Consider the following 18,221-nt stretch of genomic DNA (forward strand, 5'->3'; position numbering starts at 1 on the left):
CGTCCCGGAGAAGGCCGTCAAGCGCGGATGCGGCGTCGGGGTAAAGCTTGGTCATGGACGGGCCTCCTGAAACGACGGCGTTAGCGACGGGGCGAATGGCGGGTCAAGGCCGAGCGCCCGTTCCAAGTCCGTTAGCGCCTGATCCTGCGTCGCGACCTTGATCGCGGTCATGCCCATCGCGGCGGCGGGTTTACAGTTGATGCCGAGGTCGTCGAGGTAGACGCACTCGGTCGGTTCCATCCCGAGCGCATCGGTCATCATCGCGTAGATGCGCGGGTCGGGCTTGCGGATACCTACCTTCGAGCTCTCTACCACCTCATCGAAGCGGGCGAGGATCGCCGCGATCTCGGCGGCGCGATCGGGGGTGAGCGCCATGCCCGCACCCACCCCGCTCGGCACGTTGTTGGTGATGCATCCCAGCTTGTACCTGTCCCTCTTCAACCGGTCGATCGCGGCGACCATGCGCGGGCGTACGTCGCCGGCGAGGAGCGCGAGCACGTCGGCCCCGGGGAGATCGTGGCCGAGCGCCCTCGCCTCCTCCGCGAACAGCCGGTCGAAAGCCGCGGCGTCGATCTCCGCGCGTTCGAAGCGGGCCCAGGCGTTGCCGTCCGGGTCGGCGGCGTTGATATGGCGGACGAGGCCGTGGGGCAGCCCACGGGTCTCTTCCATGCGCTCGAACGCTTCGAAGGGAGACGAGGTCACCACCCCGCCGAAGTCGAAGATGACGGCCCGGATCGTCATGCGTGAGCGAGCCGAAGGCCGGGGCGCGGCCAGCGGCATTTCACCAGCCGGCCGGTGCCCGACAGGGTGATGTAGGCGTCGCGCATGTCCTCGCCGCCCCAGCAGATGTTGGTGGTGAACGGGTCGTCCGTCGGCACGAACTCGACTAGCTCGCCCTCCGGCGACACCACGCTGATCCCGCATTCGCCGATGGTGGCGACGCAGATATTGCCGCACTCCTCGACGCCGAGCGAGTCGAAGAACTTGTACCCGCCCGGGCGGTAGAGCGGGATGCCGGGGCCGCCCAGGCCCGCGGTCCGGTCGATCTCGCCGGGCGCGGTCACGTCGAATGCCATGAGACGACAGGTGTAGGTCTCGGCGGCGTAGAGGCGACGGCCGTCCGGCGACAAGCCGACGCCGTTCGGGTTCTCGGACGGGAAGATCACTTCGCGCAAGGAGCTCCCGTCGGCGCGGGCGTAGAAGATACCGGTGATGTCGCGCTCGCGTTCACGGGTCTTGCCATGGTCGGTGAACCAGAAGCCGCCCTGCCCGTCAAAGACGAGGTCATTGGGGCCGCGTAGCACGCAGCTGAAATCGCCGTCGCCGTAGAGCGTCTCGACCGCGCCGGTCGCAACGTCGATGCGTTCGATGCGCCCGCCCGAATAATCGACGGGCTGACCATGCGGGATCAGGAGGCCGCTCGGATGGTTGAGATAATCGAAGCCGCCGTTGTTGCAGCAATAAAGCTTGCCGTCGGGACCGATCGCCAGTCCGTTGGGGCCGCTGCCGGGTTCCGCCACGGTTTCGGTCGCACCATTCGGGCGGACGCGGATGATGCGGCCGGCGGCGATCTCGACCAGGATCACGCTCGCGTCGGCCATGGCGACCGGACCTTCGGGGAAGCGTAGCCCACTGGCCACCGTGGTGAACTCGATCATACGCCCCTCGCTCCCGCTTGCCTGGGCGGCTATGTGCGCCGGGACGAGCGCCGAAGCCAAGGACGAATCCATGCCCGCCACCGGATATGACGCCGACCTTCGCATCCATATCGATGGCGCTTGGGCGGCGGGCGAAGGGCGCGACACGGGGCCGGTATTCGATCCCGCGACCGGCGACGAGATCGCGGCCGTGCCGTTCGCGAGTGCGGCCGACCTCGATGCGGCGCTGGCGGCGGCGGACCGCGGGTTCAAGCTTTGGCGTGCAACCGATGTCGACGCTCGAGGTGCGGTCCTCAGGCGTGCGGCGCAGCTGATGCGCGAGCGAACGGAGGCGATCGCGACGCTGCTGACGCGCGAGCAGGGCAAGCCGATCGTTGAGGCGCGCGCCGAGGTGGCGGGGTCGGCGCAGCTGTTCGACTGGTACGCCGAGGAGGCGAAGCGCGCCTATGGCCGCGTGCTGGTGCGGCCGACGGGGCAGCGGTCGATCGTGCTGAAACAGCCGGTTGGGCCGGTGGCGGCGCTCTCCCCCTGGAACTTCCCCGTCTATCTGCTCGCCAAGAAACTCGCGCCCGCGCTGGCGGCCGGATGCTCGGTGATCGCCAAGCCGCCGGAGGAGACGCCGGGCTGCACCGGGGCGTTCTTCGCCTGCCTGGTCGATGCAGAATTGCCGGCGGGCGTTGCGCAGATGGTGTTCGGCGTGCCCGACCAGGTATCGCGCCATCTCATCGCCTCGCCGGTGATCCGCAAGGTCAGCTTCACCGGATCGGTTCCGGTCGGCAAACACCTGCTTAAGCTGGCGGCGGATGGCGTGAAGCGGACGACGATGGAGCTGGGCGGGCACGCGCCGGTGCTCATCTTCGCCGACTGCGACCTGGAGAAGACGCTGGATATGGTGGTGCCGCAGAAGTTCCGGAATGCGGGCCAAGTCTGCGTATCGCCCACGCGCTTTTATGTGGAGGAGGCGGTGTACGAACCGTTCCTGCGCGGGTTCGCCGAGCGGGCGGTGAAGCTGCCGGTCGGCGACGGGTTCGACCCGGCGACGCGGATGGGGCCGCTGGCGAACCGGCGCAGGCCCGACGCGATCGAGGCGCTGGTCAGCGACGCGACCGCCAGGGGGGCGCGCACGTTGGCTGGTGGCGAGCGGATGTCGGACGGATATTTCTTTCAGCCCACGCTGCTTGCCGACGTGCCGGTCGAAGCGGACATCATGTCGAGCGAGCCGTTCGGGCCGGTCGCGGTGACACGGTCGTTCGCGAGCATGGACGAGGCGGTCGAGCAGGCTAACCGCTTGCCTTACGGATTGGCGGCGTTCGCCTTCACGGAAAACGGGCGGCGCGCGAACATGCTGGGCGACGCGATCGAGGCGGGCATGGTCGGGATCAACAGTTTCGCGATCTCGGTCGCGGACGCACCTTTCGGGGGCGTGAAGCAGTCCGGCTTCGGCAGCGAGGGCGGGTCCGAAGGCCTCGACGGCTATCTCGTCACGAAGGCGATCCACCAGGCATGAGGACCGGCGGCCGTATCCTCGTGGACCAGCTCGTGGCGCAAGGCTGCGAGCGGATCTTCACCGTGCCGGGCGAGAGCTTCCTGGCCGTGCTCGACGCCCTCCACGACACGCCCGCGATCGATCTGGTCGTGTGCCGGCAGGAGGGCGGGGTCGCGTTCATGGCGTGCGCCGACGGGACGCTGACGGGGCGGCCGGGCGTCGCCTTCGTGACGCGCGGGCCGGGGGCGACCAACGCGTCGATCGGGGTGCATGTCGCCCGGCAGGACAGCCAGCCGATGATCCTGTTCATCGGCGATGTGCACAGCGGCACGCGCGACCGGGAGGCGTTCCAAGAAATCGATTTGCCCGCGATGTTCGCGCCGATCGCGAAATGGGCGGCGCGGATCGACGATGCGCGGCGGATACCAGAGTATGTGGCGCGAGCGTATGCGACGGCGATGAACGGGCGGCCGGGGCCGGTGGTGCTCGCGCTGCCGGAGGACATGTTGCTCGATAGGGTCGAGGCCGTGGATCGATCGCGCGTGGACCGGGTCGTGCAAGCTTGCGAGCCAATCACGATGGGCAAGCTGGCCGGGATGCTCGGCGCGGCGGCGCGGCCGGTGGCGATCGTTGGCGGCGCGGGGTGGGACGCCAACGCGGCGCGTGACTTCGCGCATTGGGCCGAACGGTCTGGGGTTCCGATCGCGGCGGCGTTTCGACGTCAGGACGCGATCGCGAACGGCTGTCCGGTTTGGGCGGGCGCTCTTGGATACGGCCCGAACCCCAAGCTCGTTGAGCGGGTACGCGCGGCGGACCTGCTGCTCGTGGTCGGACCGCGGCTCGGCGAAGCGACGACCGACGGCTACCAAGTGATCACGCCGGATCATCCGGGGCAAATGCTGATCCATGTGCATCCCGAGTCGGACGAGCTAGGCAGCGTCTACCATGCCGACCTCGCGATTTGCGCCGGGATGGCCGAGTTCGCCGATGCCGTGCTCGCGATCGACGTGCCTCCCTATGCGGCGGGCGTGGAAGCTCATGCCGAGTGGGTAGCATGGTCGACGCCTAGTCCGCGCCATATCAAGATGGACCTCGGCCCGTGCGTAGCAGCCATGCGCGAGCGGCTCCCGGCCGACACGATCATCTGCAACGGCGCGGGCAATTTCTCCGGCTGGTGGCATCGCTATTGGCGATATGGGGGCCCCGGCTGCCAGCTCGCCCCGACGGCGGGGGCCATGGGGTACGGCCTCCCGGCGGCCGTCGCGGCGTCGCTGCGGCATCCGGACCGATGCGTGGTCGCGCTGGCCGGCGATGGCGATTTCCTGATGAACGGGCAGGAGCTGGCGACCGCCGTCCAGCATGGCGCGCCGATCCTGGTGCTGGTTATCGACAACGGCGCGTACGGCACGATCCGCATGCACCAGGAGCGCGAGTTCCCCGGCCGCGTGGCGGGAACAGTGCTTCGCAATCCGGACTTCACCGCCCTGGCCCGCGCTTATGGCTGCTGGGCGGAGATGGTGGAGCGGACGGACCAGTTTGCCCCCGCGCTCGACCGGGCGATGGCGGAGCCGGGCGTGCGGCTAATCCACATCAAGACCGACGTGGAGGCGATCACCGCCGGTACGACGCTGAGCGCGATCAAGCGCGCTAGCGTCGAGCGGGATCAGATGTCGATCGGCGCGGCGGGGGTGGTCAAGTCGGTCTCGCCGCGTCCGCGCTCACCTACCTTGCCCGGAGGCGTTTTAGCCGTCCCGATCGCGTCGGCATCGCCCGGCACGCGCGCGGGCTCGTGATGCCCGCCCGCCGCCTTGTGCTCGTCGAGCGTGGGGTCGAGGTTGTTGTTGTTCGCCTTGCCGTTGCCGCTGTGCTCTTTCACCTTGCCTACTCCTTCATGGGTCGGGGACGGAACGCGTGAGCGGCGGGCGTGATCCTCATTCGGCGGCGAGCATTTCACGTCCGACGCCGAGCTCTTCCGCGAACCAGCCGCAGGTCTTGGCGAGGCCGTCCTCAAGCGAAACCCGCGGTTCCCAGCCGAGCAGGTTGCGCGCGCGTGTGATGTCAGGGCGACGGCGGCGAGGATCATCCTGCGGCAGGGGCTCGTACACCACCGGATTGCGGGTGCCAGTCATCGCGACGACGCGAGCCGCGAGATCGCTGACGGTGAGTTCGAGGGGGTTGCCCAGGTTGATCGGCTGGAGCGGGTCGATGTCGCTCTCCATCAGGCGGATCAGCCCGTCGACCATGTCGGCCACGTAGCAGAACGAGCGGGTCTGGCTGCCGTCGCCATAGATCGTGATCGGCCGATCGGAAAGCGCCTGGCAGATCAGGTTGGACACGACGCGGCCGTCGTCGGGGTGCATGTTAGGACCGTAAGTATTGAAGATGCGCGCTACGCGCACCTCCGCCCGGTCCATGCGGGCATAGTCGAACGTCAGCGCCTCGGCCGCGCGCTTGCCCTCGTCGTAGCAGGCGCGGGGCCCGGTGCAGTTCGTCCAGCCGCGATATTCCTCGACCTGCGGATGGACCTCCGGGTCGCCGTAGACCTCGCTGGTCGAGGTGAGGAGAAAGCGCGCGCGCGCCTTTTCCGCGAGGCGGAGCAGGTGGTGCGTGCCGACCACGTTGGTCAGCATCGTGTGCTCGGGATCGGCCTGGTATTGCGGCGGCGACGCGGCGCAGGCGAGGTTGTAGACGCGGGTGATCCGATGCCCCTCGTCGATCACCGCACGAGGCAGCGGAGCGACGATGTCGGCCTCGACGAAGCGGAAGCCTGGATGCCCCTCCAGCAGGCGCAGGTTGGACGGGCGCGCGGTCTGGAGGTTGTCGAGGCAGAGGACCTGCCGTCCTTCAGACAACAGGCGGAGCACGAGGTGCGACCCGATGAAGCCCGCGCCGCCCGCCACCAGGATCAAATCCCCGTCCGATCGCGCCATCCCGTTCCCTCCCTTGGTCGTCATAGTCATGCCGCTTCCGCGTCGGCGCGGTCCCGGTAGCTCGCGGCCTCGCCGAGGTACCGCTCCAGCTCGGCCGCGCGGTGGGTCGCGGCGTGCGCGGCGAGCGCGCGAACCCTTGCGGCCTCGCCGATCGCGGACGCGTCGGCGCCGTCTAGCGCGGCGATCACGTCACCGCCGTCGCGCGCTAGGATGATCTCGTGGCCCGGCTGGAACAAGGTGTCGAGACCGTCCCACACGTCCGAGATGATCGGGGTGGCGCAAGCTGCGGCCTCGAACAGACGGACCGAGGGCGACCAACCGGCCGCGATCATGTCGGCCCGGGTCACGTTCAAGGCCCAGCGCGAGGCCGTGTAGAAGGCGGCGTGATCGGCGGGCGCGAGGTGGTCGATCCGCTCCACGTTCCCGGGCCAATCGATGTCGTCGGGATATTGCGGGCCGGCGACCACGAAGCGGCGATGCGGTTGCGCGCGCGCCGGCGTCAGCAGGAGTCGGTCCAGCGTCGGCTGACGGTCGGGGCTGTAGGTGCCGAGATAGGACAGGTCCCAGCGCTTGGGTACGTCCGCCGGGCGGTATGCGTCCGCGTCGACCGAGCAATAAAGCGCGCGGGCGGCCGGGGAGCCGAACTCACGTTCAAGGCGGGCGAGCGTGGGGCCGCCGGTGAAGGACAGATACAGGTCGTAGCCGGGGATGAGGTCGGGCGAGAGATACTCGAAATGGCCGCGCGCGAGGTTGGCGAGGGTGACGGGGGTGTCGATGTCGTAGAATGCGACCGCGCCGCGTGCGTGACGCTGCGCCCAGCGGCCGACCGCGACCCCCTCGGGCACATAGGAGCCGACGATCACCGCATCCGCGTTCGCGAGTTCGGAGGCCCAGCGGTCGAGATCGGCCAAGTCGGCGTAGAAGGCGAGGCGGCACCAGTCGGGGTCGGCCAGGTCGCGCTGCCTGGCGTACCAGGGCACGTCGCGCTCGAAGAAGAGCACGTCGTGGCCGCGCGCGGCGAACGCCTTCAGGAGCGCGCGGTAGGTGGTCGCGTGGCCGTTGCCCCAGGAGGAGGACAAGGACAGGCCGAGGACGACGAGCTTCATGCCGCCTCGCGCGCCCGGGCGAAATGGTCCTGGAACAGGGCGTGGACCTGTTCGCCGCGAAGGGCATAGGTGTGTTCGGCGAGAACCCGGCTCAGCGCCGCGCGGCCGATCGCGCGGGCGCGGTCGGGGGTGAGCGCGGCGAGGTGGTCGGCGACGTCCTGCCCGTCGCGGGCGACGAGCACTTCTTGATCGGGCACGAGGAACCGCTCGATGCCCTCCCAAGCGTCGGTGATGAGGCAAGCGGCGGCCCCCGCGGCCTCGAACACGCGGGTGGCGGGGCTGAAGCCGATATGCGCCATCGAGTCGCGCGCGACGTTGAGGACGGCGGCGGGGGTGCAGTTGAAGGCGTTATGCTCGGCCGTGTAGACGTGGCCGCGGTGGCGGACGTTGGCGGGCATATCCTTGGTCTCCCACCCATTGCCGCCGATCAGGAAGCGGCGGTCGGGACACGCGGCGGCGGCGCGCAGGAAGAACTCCTCGACGCGGGCCTCGCGGTCGGGGAGGCGGTTGCCGAGAAAGGCCAGGTCGCAGGCGAAGCGGTCGTCGGGGGCCACGGGAAAGTGCGTCTCGGGATCTAGCGCGTTGTAGACGGGGACGCACCGCGCCGCGCCGAAGCCGGTGTAGGCGTCCACCACGGGCGGACCGCCGCCATAGGTGAGCACCATGTCGAGCGCGGGGAGCGCGGCGGTGACGGGGTGGTCGGGATCGGCCCGCATCTCGTCGAGCGTGGCGGCGGCGTCGACGTCCCAGAAGATCCTGAGCGCGTGCGGGGCGGCGTGGGTGAGGATGCCGGCGATCAGCTCGCGGTCGAACACGCCTACCCCGCTCGCCTTGACGACGATGTCGGCCCCGCGCGCTTCGGCGAGGACGGAGGCGAGACCGTCGGGGGTAGCGGGATAGACGACGACCTTGGCGTAGGGAGGCGGGTCGATGTCGCGGTGGCGTTGGCGGTCGAAGGCGTCGGGCTCATAGAAGGTGATATCATAGCCGTGACCCGCGAGCGCGCGGAGGATGCCCCGGTAGTAGGTGGCCGCGCCGTTCCAATAGGAGGACAAGAGGCTGGAGCCGTAGAAGGCGATCTTCAAGCGGCGGTCCTTCGGGTCTGGTCGAGCTGGGCGACGACGGCGAGCAGCTCGGCGGCGCGGTGGGCGCAGGTGTGGCGGGCGCGGATGGTCTCCAGGCCGCTGGCGGCTAGGCTTGCGCGGAGGTCCGGATCCAGAAGAAGCTGACCTATGTGGCGGGTCACGGCGGGGCCGTCCTGGGCGGTTAGATAGTCCCGATCCGGCCGGAATAGCCCTTCGCTGTCGGCCCAAGGTGCTGATATCAGGGGGATTCCACAGGCGAGCGCCTCGAACACGCGGATGGTGGGGATGCCGGGGAGGATGGTGGCGTAATAACGTCGGGGGACGTGGATGGTGGCGACATGGCGGGCGAAGATCTCGGGCGCGCGGGCGTTGGGGGCCCAGCCGTGATAGCGCGCGTCGTGGCTAGCCAGCATCGCGCGGGCCTCGTCGGGATAGCGGACGCCGTATATGTCGAGGCCCAGCCCGACCTCGGCGGCGGGGGCTAGGAGAAAGCGTTCGAGCTCGGCGGTGCGTTCGCCGTCGCCCCAGTTGCCGATCCAGACCAGGCCCTCGCGGTCCTGCTCGATGGCGGGCGGGTGGAAGAGGCGGGTGTCGGCGGCTTCGTGCCAGGTCCAGACACGGCCGCCCCAGCCCCAGCGGCGATAGACCTCGGACAGTGCCTCTCCGAACGCGAGGACTCCGTCATAGCCGGACAGGTCAAAGGCGCGGATGGCTTCGGGGTCGCTGACGGCGCGGTGGTGGGTGTCGTGGAACAGGAGGGTGAACCGCCCTCCCCTCGCGCGGAGGCGGCCGATCTCGGCGACGAGCGCGGGCTCGTTCCATTCATGGACGATCACGATGTCGGCGTCGTCGATGAGTTGGTCGGGCCGGGTGTCGGCGGAGAAGCTGGTTGAGCTCAGTTCCGGATAAGCGGCGCGGTAGGCGTCGAGCCCGGCATCACCCGCGTCGGCCAGGAGGTTGGCGAGGCTCCAGTTCCCCTGCGGTTCGTAGGCGCGGACATCGTGGCCGAGCGCGATCAGCTCGCGAAGTACGCCGCGCAGGAAGTGGGCGTTGCCATGGTTCCAGCAGCTGGCGAGCGAGTGGGTGAAATAGGCGATCCTCACGCGGCGGCCCTGCACGCGGGAGCCAAGCGGGCATAGAGCGCGGCCATGGCGGTGGCGGTCGCCCCCGGCGTGTAGCGGGCGGCGCGGGTGCGAGCGGCCTGGGCGAGCGTCTCGCGGCGGGCGGGGTCGGCGAGGAGCTCCTCGATCGCGGCGGCGATGGCGGCGTCGTCATGGGACGCGACGAAGATGGCCGCGCCGTCCCATAGTTCGCGGAAGGTCGGGATGTCGGACAGGACGAGCGCGCAGCCCGCGGCGGCGGCTTCGAGGACGGCCAAGCCGAAAGGCTCAAAGCTGGTGACAGAGACGAAGATGGGGCGCTGGGCGAGTTCGGCGGCGAGCGCTTCGTTGGAGAGGGTACCGAGGAGGTGGAGATAGTCGGGGCGAACGGTCTCGCCGTGCGGGGAGGTGACCGGGCCGGCGGCGCGAATGGGCGCGGACAGGCGGGCGGCGGCGCGGTCGAGGACGGCGGTGTTCTTGACGCGGTCCCATAGGCGGCCGGCGGTCAGGGCGTGAGGGGCCGGTTCTCTGGACGGCCCCTCTCCCCGGCCCTCGCCCCGATGGGGAGAGGGAGAAGGGCGGCCGTTGTGGATGGCGAGCGGGGCTGTCGGTAGGGCGTAGGTGCGTTGCAGGTCGGCGGCGAAGGCGGCGCTGGGGGCGACCGTGGCGTCGGCGGCGAGGAGGCCCGCGCGCATGAGGTCGCCGTGCCAACGATAGGCGGGGTCGGGCGCGGTGCCGTGGGCGGCGCTCCACCAGGTCGCGGTGCAGCCGTGCGCGACCGCGACGACGGGTGCGGGAAAGCGCGCGGCGGCGGCGAGCGTGGGGGAGTTCAGGTGGACGAAGTCGGCGCGGAGGTCGCGGGCCAGGTCGGCGATGGCTTGGCCGGCTTGGACGACGGGGGTGGAGCCGTCGCACAACCAATCCAGGGGGAGACTGGTGTGGATCATGCGGATGTCGCCCGCCTCTCCCCCCGTCACCCCGGGCTCGACCCGGAGTCCCGCTTCGTCGGCGCTCAAGAAGCGGGACCCCGGATCAAGTCCGGGGTAACGAAGAAGTTGGAGCTGATCGTCGGTCGGGGCCGGCCCCAGCACCGCAAGCGTGGTCTCGACGCCGTGCGGGCGGAGGGCGCGGGCGAGGTCGGTGGCGTATCGCCAGACGCCGCCGACCGCGTCGGCGGTCATGAGGAGGCGGACGGTCACTCCGCCGCGATCCCGATGGCCCTGTCGAGGCGGCGTTCGGCGGCCAGCCAGCGGGCGAGCTCGGCGACGCCCTCACGCCAGGCGACCTTGGGGGCGAGACCCAGGTCGCGTTCGGCGGCGCGGGTGTCCGCGACGAAATAGCGTTGGTCGCCCGCCCGCCAGTCGGCGAAGGTCAGGTCGACCTCGCGACCGGTTAGCTCGCCGATATGGGCGAGGAGGCGGCGGAGCGACACCGCGTTCGCGGGGCCGCCGCCGAGATTGTAGGCGCGGCCGCCGACCTCGCCGATGCGACGCCAGGCCTGGACATAGGCGTCGACGGCGTTGGACACGTCCAGGATGTCGCGGACCTGGTGGCCGTCGCCGTAGAGGGTGATCGGTTGGCCTTCGAGCGCGCGGATCAGGAAGTGGGCCACCCAGCCCTGGTCCTCCGTCCCCATCTGGCCGCGGCCGTAGATGCAGCTCATACGGAGCACGGCGGTCGGGATGCCGAAACTGCGGGCGTAGTCGAGGACGTACTGGTCGGCCGCCCCCTTGGACACGCCGTACGGGGTGTGGAAGTCGAGCGGGCGCGCTTCGCCAATGCCGTGGGCGCGGACTTGCGGATCGGTGGGGACGTAGGCCTCGTCCTCGAGCGCGAAGTCGAGGTCGGTGAGGTCGCCATAGACCTTGTTGGTGGAGGCGAAGATGAGCGGGATGGCGTCGCCCCGCGCGCGCAGGGTTTCGAGCATATTGAACGTGCCGCCGATGTTGATCTCGAAATCGTCGCGAGGGTCGAGCATCGACGTGGTGACCGCGACCTGCGCGGCGAGGTGGAACACGGCTTGGGCGTCGGCGGCGGCGGCGGTGAGCCGATCGCGGTCGCGGATGTCGGCGACGACCAGCTCGACCCGAGCACCGTGGCGGCCGGTCAGCCAGTCCACGTTGCGCTCGACGCCGTCGCGGGCGAGCGCGTCGTAGAGACGGACGCGGTGCCCGTCGGACAGGAGCCGGTCGGCTAGGTTCGAACCGATGAACCCCGCCCCGCCGGTGATCAGGATCGGCCGGATGTCCGCCCCAGCCCTCACGCGACCAGGCCTCGCGCATCGAGCTCCGCGCGCATTTGCTCGACGCGGTCGGGGGCGGTCTGGACGGCGACCCATTCGGCGAGCTCGCTCAGGCCCCGACCGAAATCCTGGGCGGCGCGGAAGTCGATGGTCTCGGCGGCGAGCGTGGTGTCGCAGAAGCAGTGGCGGATGTCGCCGACGCGCGCCTTGCCGACGATCTGGGGCGCGATGTCGTTCTTGCCCATCGCGCGGGCGAGTTCGGTCGCGACCTCGGTCACGGAACGGTGGTGGCCGGAGCCGATGTTGAAGGTGCCGCCCGCCGCCTGCGGCAGGAACAGCGAGTCGGCGAAGGCGCGAGCCACGTCGGTGACGTGGACGAAATCGCGGCGCTGCTCGCCGTCCTCGAAGATCATCGGCTGCTGGCCGTTCAGGAGGCGCGAGGCGAAGATGGCGAGGACGCCGGTATAGGGGTTGGAGAGCGCCTGGCCGGGGCCGTAGACGTTGAACAGGCGCAGGCACACGCCCTCCATCCCGTAGGGCGCGGCCATGATATGTGTCGTGCGCTCCTGGACGTATTTGTTGAGCGCGTAGATCGAGGAAAGGCTGGGGCGCTTCCATTCGGGCGTGGCGACCGGCTCGAGCGGGCGGCCGCGCACGTCGACGGGCTCCCAACTGGTCAGGCCATCCCTCAGGCCATGGCGCTCGGCGTCCTGGACGAGCCCACCGTCGGCGTCGCGGTAGAGTCCCTCGCCGTAGATCGACATGGAGGAGGCGGTGACGACGCGGCGGACCGGGCGATCCATCAATTTCTCGAACAGGACGGCGGTGCCGACGTCGTTGGTCGAGGTGTAGCGTTCGACCTCGTACATCGACTGGCCGACCCCGACCTCGGCGGCGAGATGGATCACCGAGTCGACGCCCACCAGCGCCTTCGCGACCGCATCGCCGTCGCGTACGTCGGCGCGGATCAGTTCCGCCTCCGGATCGAGGATCTTCGATCCGTCCACATGGCCGTGGACCTGTTCGATCAGGCTGTCGAGGACGCGCACCTTGTGGCCGCGTGCCAGCAGCTCGGACGTGACGAAGCGGCCGATGAACCCCGCGCCGCCGGTGACGAGGATCGTCTCGCTCACGCTGCGCCTTCAACGGCTTGTATGCAGCCGCCTCTGCAGTCCACCACCGATCGCGTCATGCATCCCCCTGTTCGACATGTCGGCCCCGTAACGGGGCAGCATCTTCTTTGTTCCTTGTAAGTAGAAGCTGGCGGAACTCCAACCCCCGTCGAGCGTCGTTGTAGCCACGCGTAGGCTGTGCGGCACGAAGGGGTGGGAACGAGTAGTTGGCGGCGACGCTGATCCTGGTGCGGCACGCCGCGCACATCCATCTGAACGAAACGCTGTCCGGGCGGATGCCGGGCGTGCCGCTAAGCGAGGCTGGGCGCGCGCAGGCTGACAGGCTTGCTGCTCGCCTTGCGGAGCGACGGCCCTTGATGGTTCACACAAGCCCGGCCGATCGCGCCTTTGAAACCGCTCTCACCATCTTCCATCGAACCGATACGGGGCTGGCGACGGTCGAGGCGCTGAACGAGATCGACTTCGGCGCGTGGACCGGGCGCTCGTTCGTCGATCTCGGCGAGGATCCGGATTGGAGGAAGTGGAATAACGAGCGCGCGTCGAGCAGGCCGCCGAACGGCGAAAGCATGGTCGAGGCTCAAGCGAGGATCGTGGCGCATCTCGAGTCGACCGCGCGAGAGTGGACGGGCGGCACCGTCATTCTGGTCAGCCACGCGGACATGATCCGCGCCGCGGTGTGCCATGTGCTCGAGATGCAACTTGGGGCGTTCTGGCGATTCGACGTTGACGCCGCATCGGCGACGACATTGGAATGGAACGATTGGGGCGGCCGGCTGGTCAGCCTCAACGAGCGATCGGGCGAGCGACCCCTCGCCTCTTTTCCGTCACCCCGGGCTTGACCCGGGGTCCCGCTTCTTCTCTCAAGCGTCGGCAAGGTAGCGGGACCCCGGGTCAAGTCCGGGGTGACGGGAAGTGGAGAGGTAGCTGCTGAATGGCGACGACGCTGCGCGACAGGGTGGAGGAGTTGTCCCCCTGGTTCCATAATATCGAGCTGCCGGGCGGCATCTCGACCGCGCCCGACCATTTCCTGGGCGATTATCCCCGCTTCAAGTATGACCGGTTCGCGGGCGCGCTGCCCGACGACCTGACGGGCAGGTCCGTGCTCGATATCGGGTGCAACGCGGGCTTCTACTCGGTCGAGATGGCGCGGCGGGGAGCCTCGCGCGTGCTCGGCATCGACGCCGACGAGCGTTACCTGGCGCAGGCCCGGCTGGTGACGCGCGAGTTGGGTTTTGAGGGCGTCGAGTTCGCGAAGCTTGACGTTTACGACGTCGGCGCGCTGGGCGAGAAGTTCGAGCTCGTGGTGTTCATGGGGGTGCTGTACCATCTCCGGCATCCGCTCCTCGCGCTCGACCTGATCCGCGAGCATGCCGTCAGCGACGAGGGAGCCGGCGGCCTGATGCTGTTCCAGACGATGCAGCAAGGTTCGAAGGCGGAGATGGACGTGCCCGAGGACCACCCGTTCTTCGAGCCCGGGAGCGTCACGCCCCCGCGCTATTTCGACGAGCCCGCTTATCCGAAGATGCATTTCATCGAGCGGCGTTTCTCGGGCGACTGGACGAATTGGTGGGCGCCCAACCGGGCCTGTTCGGAGGCGATGCTGCGCGCGGCGGGCTTCACGGTCGAGGCGCATCCGCAGAACGATGTCTATCTATGCCGCGTCGCGCCCGTGCCCTACGGCGAGTGGGGACCGGGGGCCGTGTACCCGGCGGGAGCCAAGCGTTGATCGAAGCGGCGATGATCTGGAACGAGCCCAACAACAAGTCGCATTGGGATCCGGCGATCGATCCCGACTGGTCGATCTTCGCCGACACGGTGCGGCGGGCCGGAGCGGCGATCCGGACCGCCAACCCGGCGGTCGCGCGCGTGCTGGGGGGCATGTCGCCAATCGACCCGTCATGGATCCAGCGGCTGGATGGGCACGGGTGCCTCGGCGCGGTGGACGTGATCGCGGTGCATGGCTTCCCGCTCGACTGGAACCTGTGGTCGATCCACGAATGGCCCGCCAAGATCGCGGAGATCGAGGCGGTGACGGACAAGCCGATCTGGGTGACCGAGGTCGGCGTCGGATCGTTCGGCGCGGAGGAGGTCCAGGTGTTCGGCGTGCGCAAGACCGCCGAGCTGCTGCTGGGCCGGGTGCCCCAGGTGTTCTGGTATTCGCTGTTCGACCTGCCGATGGAGTGGGGCGCGACGACGCGGCACCGCGAGGCGGAGGGATCGAGCTATTATCGGCATTTCCACATGGGGCTGATCCGAGCCGACGGTACACCCAAGCCGTCGCTTGACGAGTACGCCAAGGTGGCGGGCGAGATGGGACTGATGCAGTGGTTCCACCACGAGGATCCGCGGCTGGACGACGCGGTGACATGGATGAAGCGGCTGGGGACGCGCAAGCTGCGGACCGGGCTCAGCTGGGCGGACAGCTTCCGCCCGAACGCGACCGACTGGTTCGACCGGCAGATGGATGCGCTGGCGGAGTTCGACGTGACGCTGACCTTCTGCTTCACCCCGGAGCATCTGGGGCTCGAGCCGCACCATACCAGCCCCGCGCGCGATCCCCAGCAGTTCGCGGATTTTTGCGGTTGGGCGATCGACCGCTACGCGCCGCGTGTTCCCGCGCAGGTCGCCGCGGCGGAGTGACGTGTCAGACCTTTTCCTCGACGCGCAACGCGTCGAGGACGCGTTCCGGGCTGACATCCCGCTGGATCTCGTCGAGATCGGGCGAGTGGGCAGGCACGTCGAGTCGCTCGGCGATGCGCGCGACGAGCCCGGCGAGCTTGGACAGCTCGTGCTCGGCGAGCAGGTTGATGTGGAGGTCCAGGTCGGCGCGGCGGTCGGCGGCCTCGGCCATGCGGTTCTGGCTGATGAGCACGAAGGTCGACAGGAAGATCGCCTCCACCGACGCGACCATGGCGAGCACCACGAAGCTTTCGTCGAAGGCCGGGATCGGCGTCCAGCCAAGGTTGATCACGATCCAGCCGCCGAACAGGACGAGGTGGATGACGACGAACAGCATGGACCCCGTGAAGCCGGTGACGCGGTCGGCGATCCGGTCGCTGAGCGACGCGTCGCGTTTCTCCTGGCGGCGGCGGCGCGTCAGCAGGTCTATGTTCTCGGCCAGCGTTTCGGTCATTCCCGGCGGCGTGCGTTCGTCCGTCATCCGTTGCTCCCTATCGTGCTTGTCCCCGCTTGAACGCGATACGCCGCCGAAAGGTCACTGAGTTGAACACCACCATGCGCGCCGCCGTGCTCGACGCGCCCGCCACGATCCGCATCGCCGAGGTCGGCAAGCCAGAGCCTGGACTGGGTGAGCTGCGCATCCGGCTGGAGGGCTGCGGGGTGTGCGCGTCCAATGTCGAGCCATGGGAGGGGCAGCCTTGGTCGAGCTTCCCGGGCGAGCCGGGCGGGATGGGGCATGAGAGCTGGGGCATGGTGGACGCGGTCGGCGAGGGTGTCGAAGAGCTCGCAATAGGCGACCGCGTGGCGGCGTTGTCGGGGCGCAGCTACGCCGAGTACGACATCGCGCGCGCCGATATGGCGGTGAAGCTGCCGCGCGAGCTGGCCGGGCAGCCCGTCCCCGGCGAGCCGATCGGGTGCGCGATGAACATCTTCCGGCGGTCGGACGTGCGGGCGGGACAGACCGTGGCGATCGTCGGTATCGGGTTCCTGGGCGCGATCCTGTGCCGGCTGGCGACCGACGCCGGCGCGCGGGTGGTGGCGATCTCGAGGCGCGAGTCGTCGTTGGCGCTGGCCCGGAGCTACGGCGCGGCCGAAACGGTGCCGATGCATGATCACGGCGCGATCATCGGGCGCGTGATGGAGCTGACCGAAGGGCGCGGATGCGAGCGGGTGATCGAGGCGGTGGGCAAGCAGTGGCCGCTCGACTTGGGCGGCGAGCTGGTCGCGGAGGGCGGGCGGCTGGTGATCGCGGGTTATCATCAGGATGGGCCGCGGCAGGTGTCGATGCAGATGTGGAATTGGAAGGGCATCGACGTGGTCAACGCGCATGAGCGCGATCCGGCGGTGCAGATGCGCGGCCTGCGCGAGGCCATCGGCGCGGTGTCGTCCGGGCGTCTGGATCCGGCCGCTTTGTATACGCATCGCTATCCGCTGGAGCGGTTGGGCGAGGCGTTGGCGGCGACGCGGGACAAGCCGGACGGGTTCGTAAAGGCGCTGGTGCTGTTTCCATGAAGCCGCGGATCGGGTTTCTGGGGGTGGGCTGGATCGGGCGGAGCCGGATGGAGGCGATGCTCGGCACGGGGATGGTCGAAGCCATCGCGATCGCCGATCCCTTGGCCGAGATGGTTGTCGAGGCGGTGAAGCTCGCGCCGGACGCGGCCATCGTCGACGGGCTGGACGCGATGTTGGCGATGGGGCTGGACGGGGTGGTGATCGCGACCCCGTCGGCGCTGCATGCCGAGCAATCGATCCGTGCGCTGGAGGCCGGCGCGGCGGTGTTCTGCCAAAAGCCGCTCGGGCGCGACGCTGCCGAGGCGCGCGCCGTCGTCGATGCGGCGCGGGCGGCGGACCGGTTGCTGGCGGTCGATTTCTCGTATCGATATACGGCGGGGATGGCGGCGATCGCCAGACTTGTGCGGTCGGGAGAACTCGGGCGGGTGTTCGCGGTCGATCTGACGTTCCACAACGCCTACGGTCCGGACAAGCCGTGGTTCTACGACCGGGCGCGGTCGGGCGGCGGGTGCGTGATGGATTTGGGTGTCCATCTCGTCGACTTGGCGATGTGGTGCCTGGACGCGGATGGGGCGACCGACGTTCATGCGCGGCTGTTCGCGGGCGGCGCGGTACCCTCCGGTGAGACGGTCGAGGATTATGCGGTCGCGCAGATGACGATCGGCGGCGCGGCGGTGCGGCTCGCCTGTTCGTGGCGCGTCAATGCGGGCGTGGATGCCGAGATCGGGGCCACCTTCTACGGGACGGAGGGCGGCGCGGGGTTCCGCAATGTCGGCGGGTCGTTCTACGATTTCGAAGCGACGCGGTTTCGCGGCACCGCGCGCGAGTCGCTGGCGGGGCCGCCCGACGATTGGGGCGGGCGCGCGGCGGCGGACTGGGCGCGGCGGCTGGCTGCCGGCGCGCGGTTCGACCGATCGGCCGAAGGCATCGTGGAGGTCGCGCGGGTGCTGGATCAGATTTACGCTGGTTAGGCGCGCAGCCGTTCGCCGCGCCACGCGTCGCGGTCGGGGCCGAGATAGCCGCCGAGCGCCCGTTCGCCCCAGGGTACCCGGGAAGGCACGAAGGCGGACACCGAGCGGAAGCTGCCGGGGTTGCGCAGGGCCATCGTAAGCGCGCCGTGGCCGCCCATCGAGGGCCGATGACTCCCTGGACGCGGTTGGTGGTGAGGGTTTCCATCTTCTCTCCTTGAGCCCTCTCCCGCGAAGGCGGGAGAGGGTTAGTAGACGACGACGCTGCGGATGCTTGTCCCCGCGTGCATCAGGTCGAAGCCCTTGTTGATCTCGTCCAGCG

At 69.3% G+C, this 18,221-nt stretch carries 17 protein-coding genes and 2 pseudogenes; 7 read left to right on the top strand and 12 right to left on the bottom strand.

The features are described from left to right. Window positions 1-51: 51 nt before the first annotated feature. Both ACFE71_RS10930 and ACFE71_RS10935 read right to left on the bottom strand, forming a co-directional pair. On the bottom strand, window positions 52-741 hold the full coding sequence (locus tag ACFE71_RS10930; protein WP_375428821.1) for an HAD-IA family hydrolase: 690 nt from the start codon (window positions 739-741) through the stop codon (window positions 52-54). Continuing rightward, window positions 738-1,658 carry an SMP-30/gluconolactonase/LRE family protein gene (locus ACFE71_RS10935; protein ID WP_375428822.1) on the bottom strand — a complete coding sequence of 307 codons (921 nt, stop codon included), beginning with the start codon at window positions 1,656-1,658 and terminating at the stop codon, window positions 738-740. Before ACFE71_RS10935 ends, ACFE71_RS10930 begins: the two co-directional genes overlap by 4 nt. Window positions 1,659-1,728: 70 nt before the next feature. Here ACFE71_RS10935 and ACFE71_RS10940 point away from each other — a divergent pair, with 70 nt between their 5' ends. Continuing rightward, window positions 1,729-3,165 carry an NAD-dependent succinate-semialdehyde dehydrogenase gene (locus ACFE71_RS10940; protein ID WP_375428823.1) on the top strand — a complete coding sequence of 479 codons (1,437 nt, stop codon included), beginning with the start codon at window positions 1,729-1,731 and terminating at the stop codon, window positions 3,163-3,165. After that, on the top strand, window positions 3,162-4,937 hold the full coding sequence (locus ACFE71_RS10945) for a thiamine pyrophosphate-binding protein (RefSeq protein WP_375428824.1): 1,776 nt from the start codon (window positions 3,162-3,164) through the stop codon (window positions 4,935-4,937). The genes ACFE71_RS10940 and ACFE71_RS10945 overlap by 4 nt, the downstream gene beginning before the upstream one ends. Window positions 4,938-5,075: 138 nt before the next feature. Here ACFE71_RS10945 and ACFE71_RS10950 read toward each other — a convergent pair whose 3' ends face one another. The 7 genes from ACFE71_RS10950 to ACFE71_RS10980 are packed head-to-tail and all read right to left on the bottom strand — an operon-like array spanning window position 5,076 to window position 12,740. After that, window positions 5,076-6,074, bottom strand: coding sequence for a UDP-glucuronic acid decarboxylase family protein (locus ACFE71_RS10950; protein WP_375428825.1), 999 nt, complete (start codon window positions 6,072-6,074; stop codon window positions 5,076-5,078). Between the two features lie 26 nt (window positions 6,075-6,100). Further along, complete coding sequence (locus ACFE71_RS10955; RefSeq protein WP_375428826.1) at window positions 6,101-7,180, bottom strand: glycosyltransferase; 1,080 nt, start codon at window positions 7,178-7,180, stop codon at window positions 6,101-6,103. Then, on the bottom strand, window positions 7,177-8,265 hold the full coding sequence (locus ACFE71_RS10960) for a glycosyltransferase (protein WP_375428827.1): 1,089 nt from the start codon (window positions 8,263-8,265) through the stop codon (window positions 7,177-7,179). The genes ACFE71_RS10955 and ACFE71_RS10960 overlap by 4 nt, the downstream gene beginning before the upstream one ends. Beyond that, entirely contained in the window at window positions 8,262-9,368 is a 1,107-nt protein-coding gene (locus tag ACFE71_RS10965; protein WP_375428828.1) for a glycosyltransferase, read from the bottom strand. Before ACFE71_RS10965 ends, ACFE71_RS10960 begins: the two co-directional genes overlap by 4 nt. Further along, the gene (locus tag ACFE71_RS10970) at window positions 9,365-10,564 is read right to left on the bottom strand and encodes a glycosyltransferase family 4 protein (protein ID WP_375428829.1); all 1,200 of its coding nucleotides are present in this window, start codon (window positions 10,562-10,564) and stop codon (window positions 9,365-9,367) included. Before ACFE71_RS10970 ends, ACFE71_RS10965 begins: the two co-directional genes overlap by 4 nt. Continuing rightward, window positions 10,561-11,628, bottom strand: a complete 1,068-nt coding sequence (locus ACFE71_RS10975; protein ID WP_375428830.1) for an SDR family NAD(P)-dependent oxidoreductase — start codon at window positions 11,626-11,628, stop codon at window positions 10,561-10,563. Before ACFE71_RS10975 ends, ACFE71_RS10970 begins: the two co-directional genes overlap by 4 nt. After that, window positions 11,625-12,740, bottom strand: a complete 1,116-nt coding sequence (locus ACFE71_RS10980; protein ID WP_375428831.1) for an NAD-dependent epimerase/dehydratase family protein — start codon at window positions 12,738-12,740, stop codon at window positions 11,625-11,627. Before ACFE71_RS10980 ends, ACFE71_RS10975 begins: the two co-directional genes overlap by 4 nt. Before the next feature lie 206 nt (window positions 12,741-12,946). On the opposite strand from ACFE71_RS10980, the gene ACFE71_RS10985 reads away from it, so the two are divergent. From ACFE71_RS10985 to ACFE71_RS10995, 3 genes are all read left to right on the top strand, one after another. Further along, entirely contained in the window at window positions 12,947-13,579 is a 633-nt protein-coding gene (locus ACFE71_RS10985; protein WP_375428832.1) for a histidine phosphatase family protein, read from the top strand. 92 nt (window positions 13,580-13,671) lie between these two features. Beyond that, entirely contained in the window at window positions 13,672-14,466 is a 795-nt protein-coding gene (locus ACFE71_RS10990; protein ID WP_375428833.1) for a TIGR04290 family methyltransferase, read from the top strand. Beyond that, window positions 14,463-15,380 (top strand): glycosyl hydrolase, encoded by a 918-nt coding sequence (locus ACFE71_RS10995; protein WP_375428834.1) that lies wholly within the window; start codon window positions 14,463-14,465, stop codon window positions 15,378-15,380. Before ACFE71_RS10990 ends, ACFE71_RS10995 begins: the two co-directional genes overlap by 4 nt. A gap of 4 nt (window positions 15,381-15,384) precedes the next feature. Here the strand turns inward: ACFE71_RS10995 and ACFE71_RS11000 are convergent, their stop codons facing one another. Next, entirely contained in the window at window positions 15,385-15,900 is a 516-nt protein-coding gene (locus ACFE71_RS11000) for a DUF1003 domain-containing protein (RefSeq protein ID WP_375428835.1), read from the bottom strand. A 62-nt stretch (window positions 15,901-15,962) separates the two neighbouring features. Here ACFE71_RS11000 and ACFE71_RS11005 point away from each other — a divergent pair, with 62 nt between their 5' ends. Both ACFE71_RS11005 and ACFE71_RS11010 read left to right on the top strand, forming a co-directional pair. Beyond that, a complete protein-coding gene (locus ACFE71_RS11005; RefSeq protein ID WP_375428836.1) occupies window positions 15,963-16,931 on the top strand; it encodes a zinc-binding dehydrogenase in 969 nt (322 codons plus the stop codon). Beyond that, entirely contained in the window at window positions 16,928-17,902 is a 975-nt protein-coding gene (locus tag ACFE71_RS11010; protein WP_375428837.1) for a Gfo/Idh/MocA family protein, read from the top strand. Before ACFE71_RS11005 ends, ACFE71_RS11010 begins: the two co-directional genes overlap by 4 nt. Window positions 17,903-17,919: 17 nt before the next feature. On the opposite strand, the pseudogene ACFE71_RS11015 reads toward ACFE71_RS11010, so the two are convergent. Together ACFE71_RS11015 and ACFE71_RS11020 are read right to left on the bottom strand one after the other, a co-directional pair. Then, window positions 17,920-18,063 (bottom strand): annotated as a pseudogene (locus tag ACFE71_RS11015) (alpha/beta hydrolase-fold protein); the annotation flags it as partial. A gap of 84 nt (window positions 18,064-18,147) precedes the next feature. Further along, window positions 18,148-18,221, bottom strand: a pseudogene (locus ACFE71_RS11020) (alcohol dehydrogenase); the annotation flags it as partial.

This window comes from uncultured Sphingomonas sp., assembly GCF_964237155.1.
Classification (GTDB): domain Bacteria; phylum Pseudomonadota; class Alphaproteobacteria; order Sphingomonadales; family Sphingomonadaceae; genus Sphingomonas.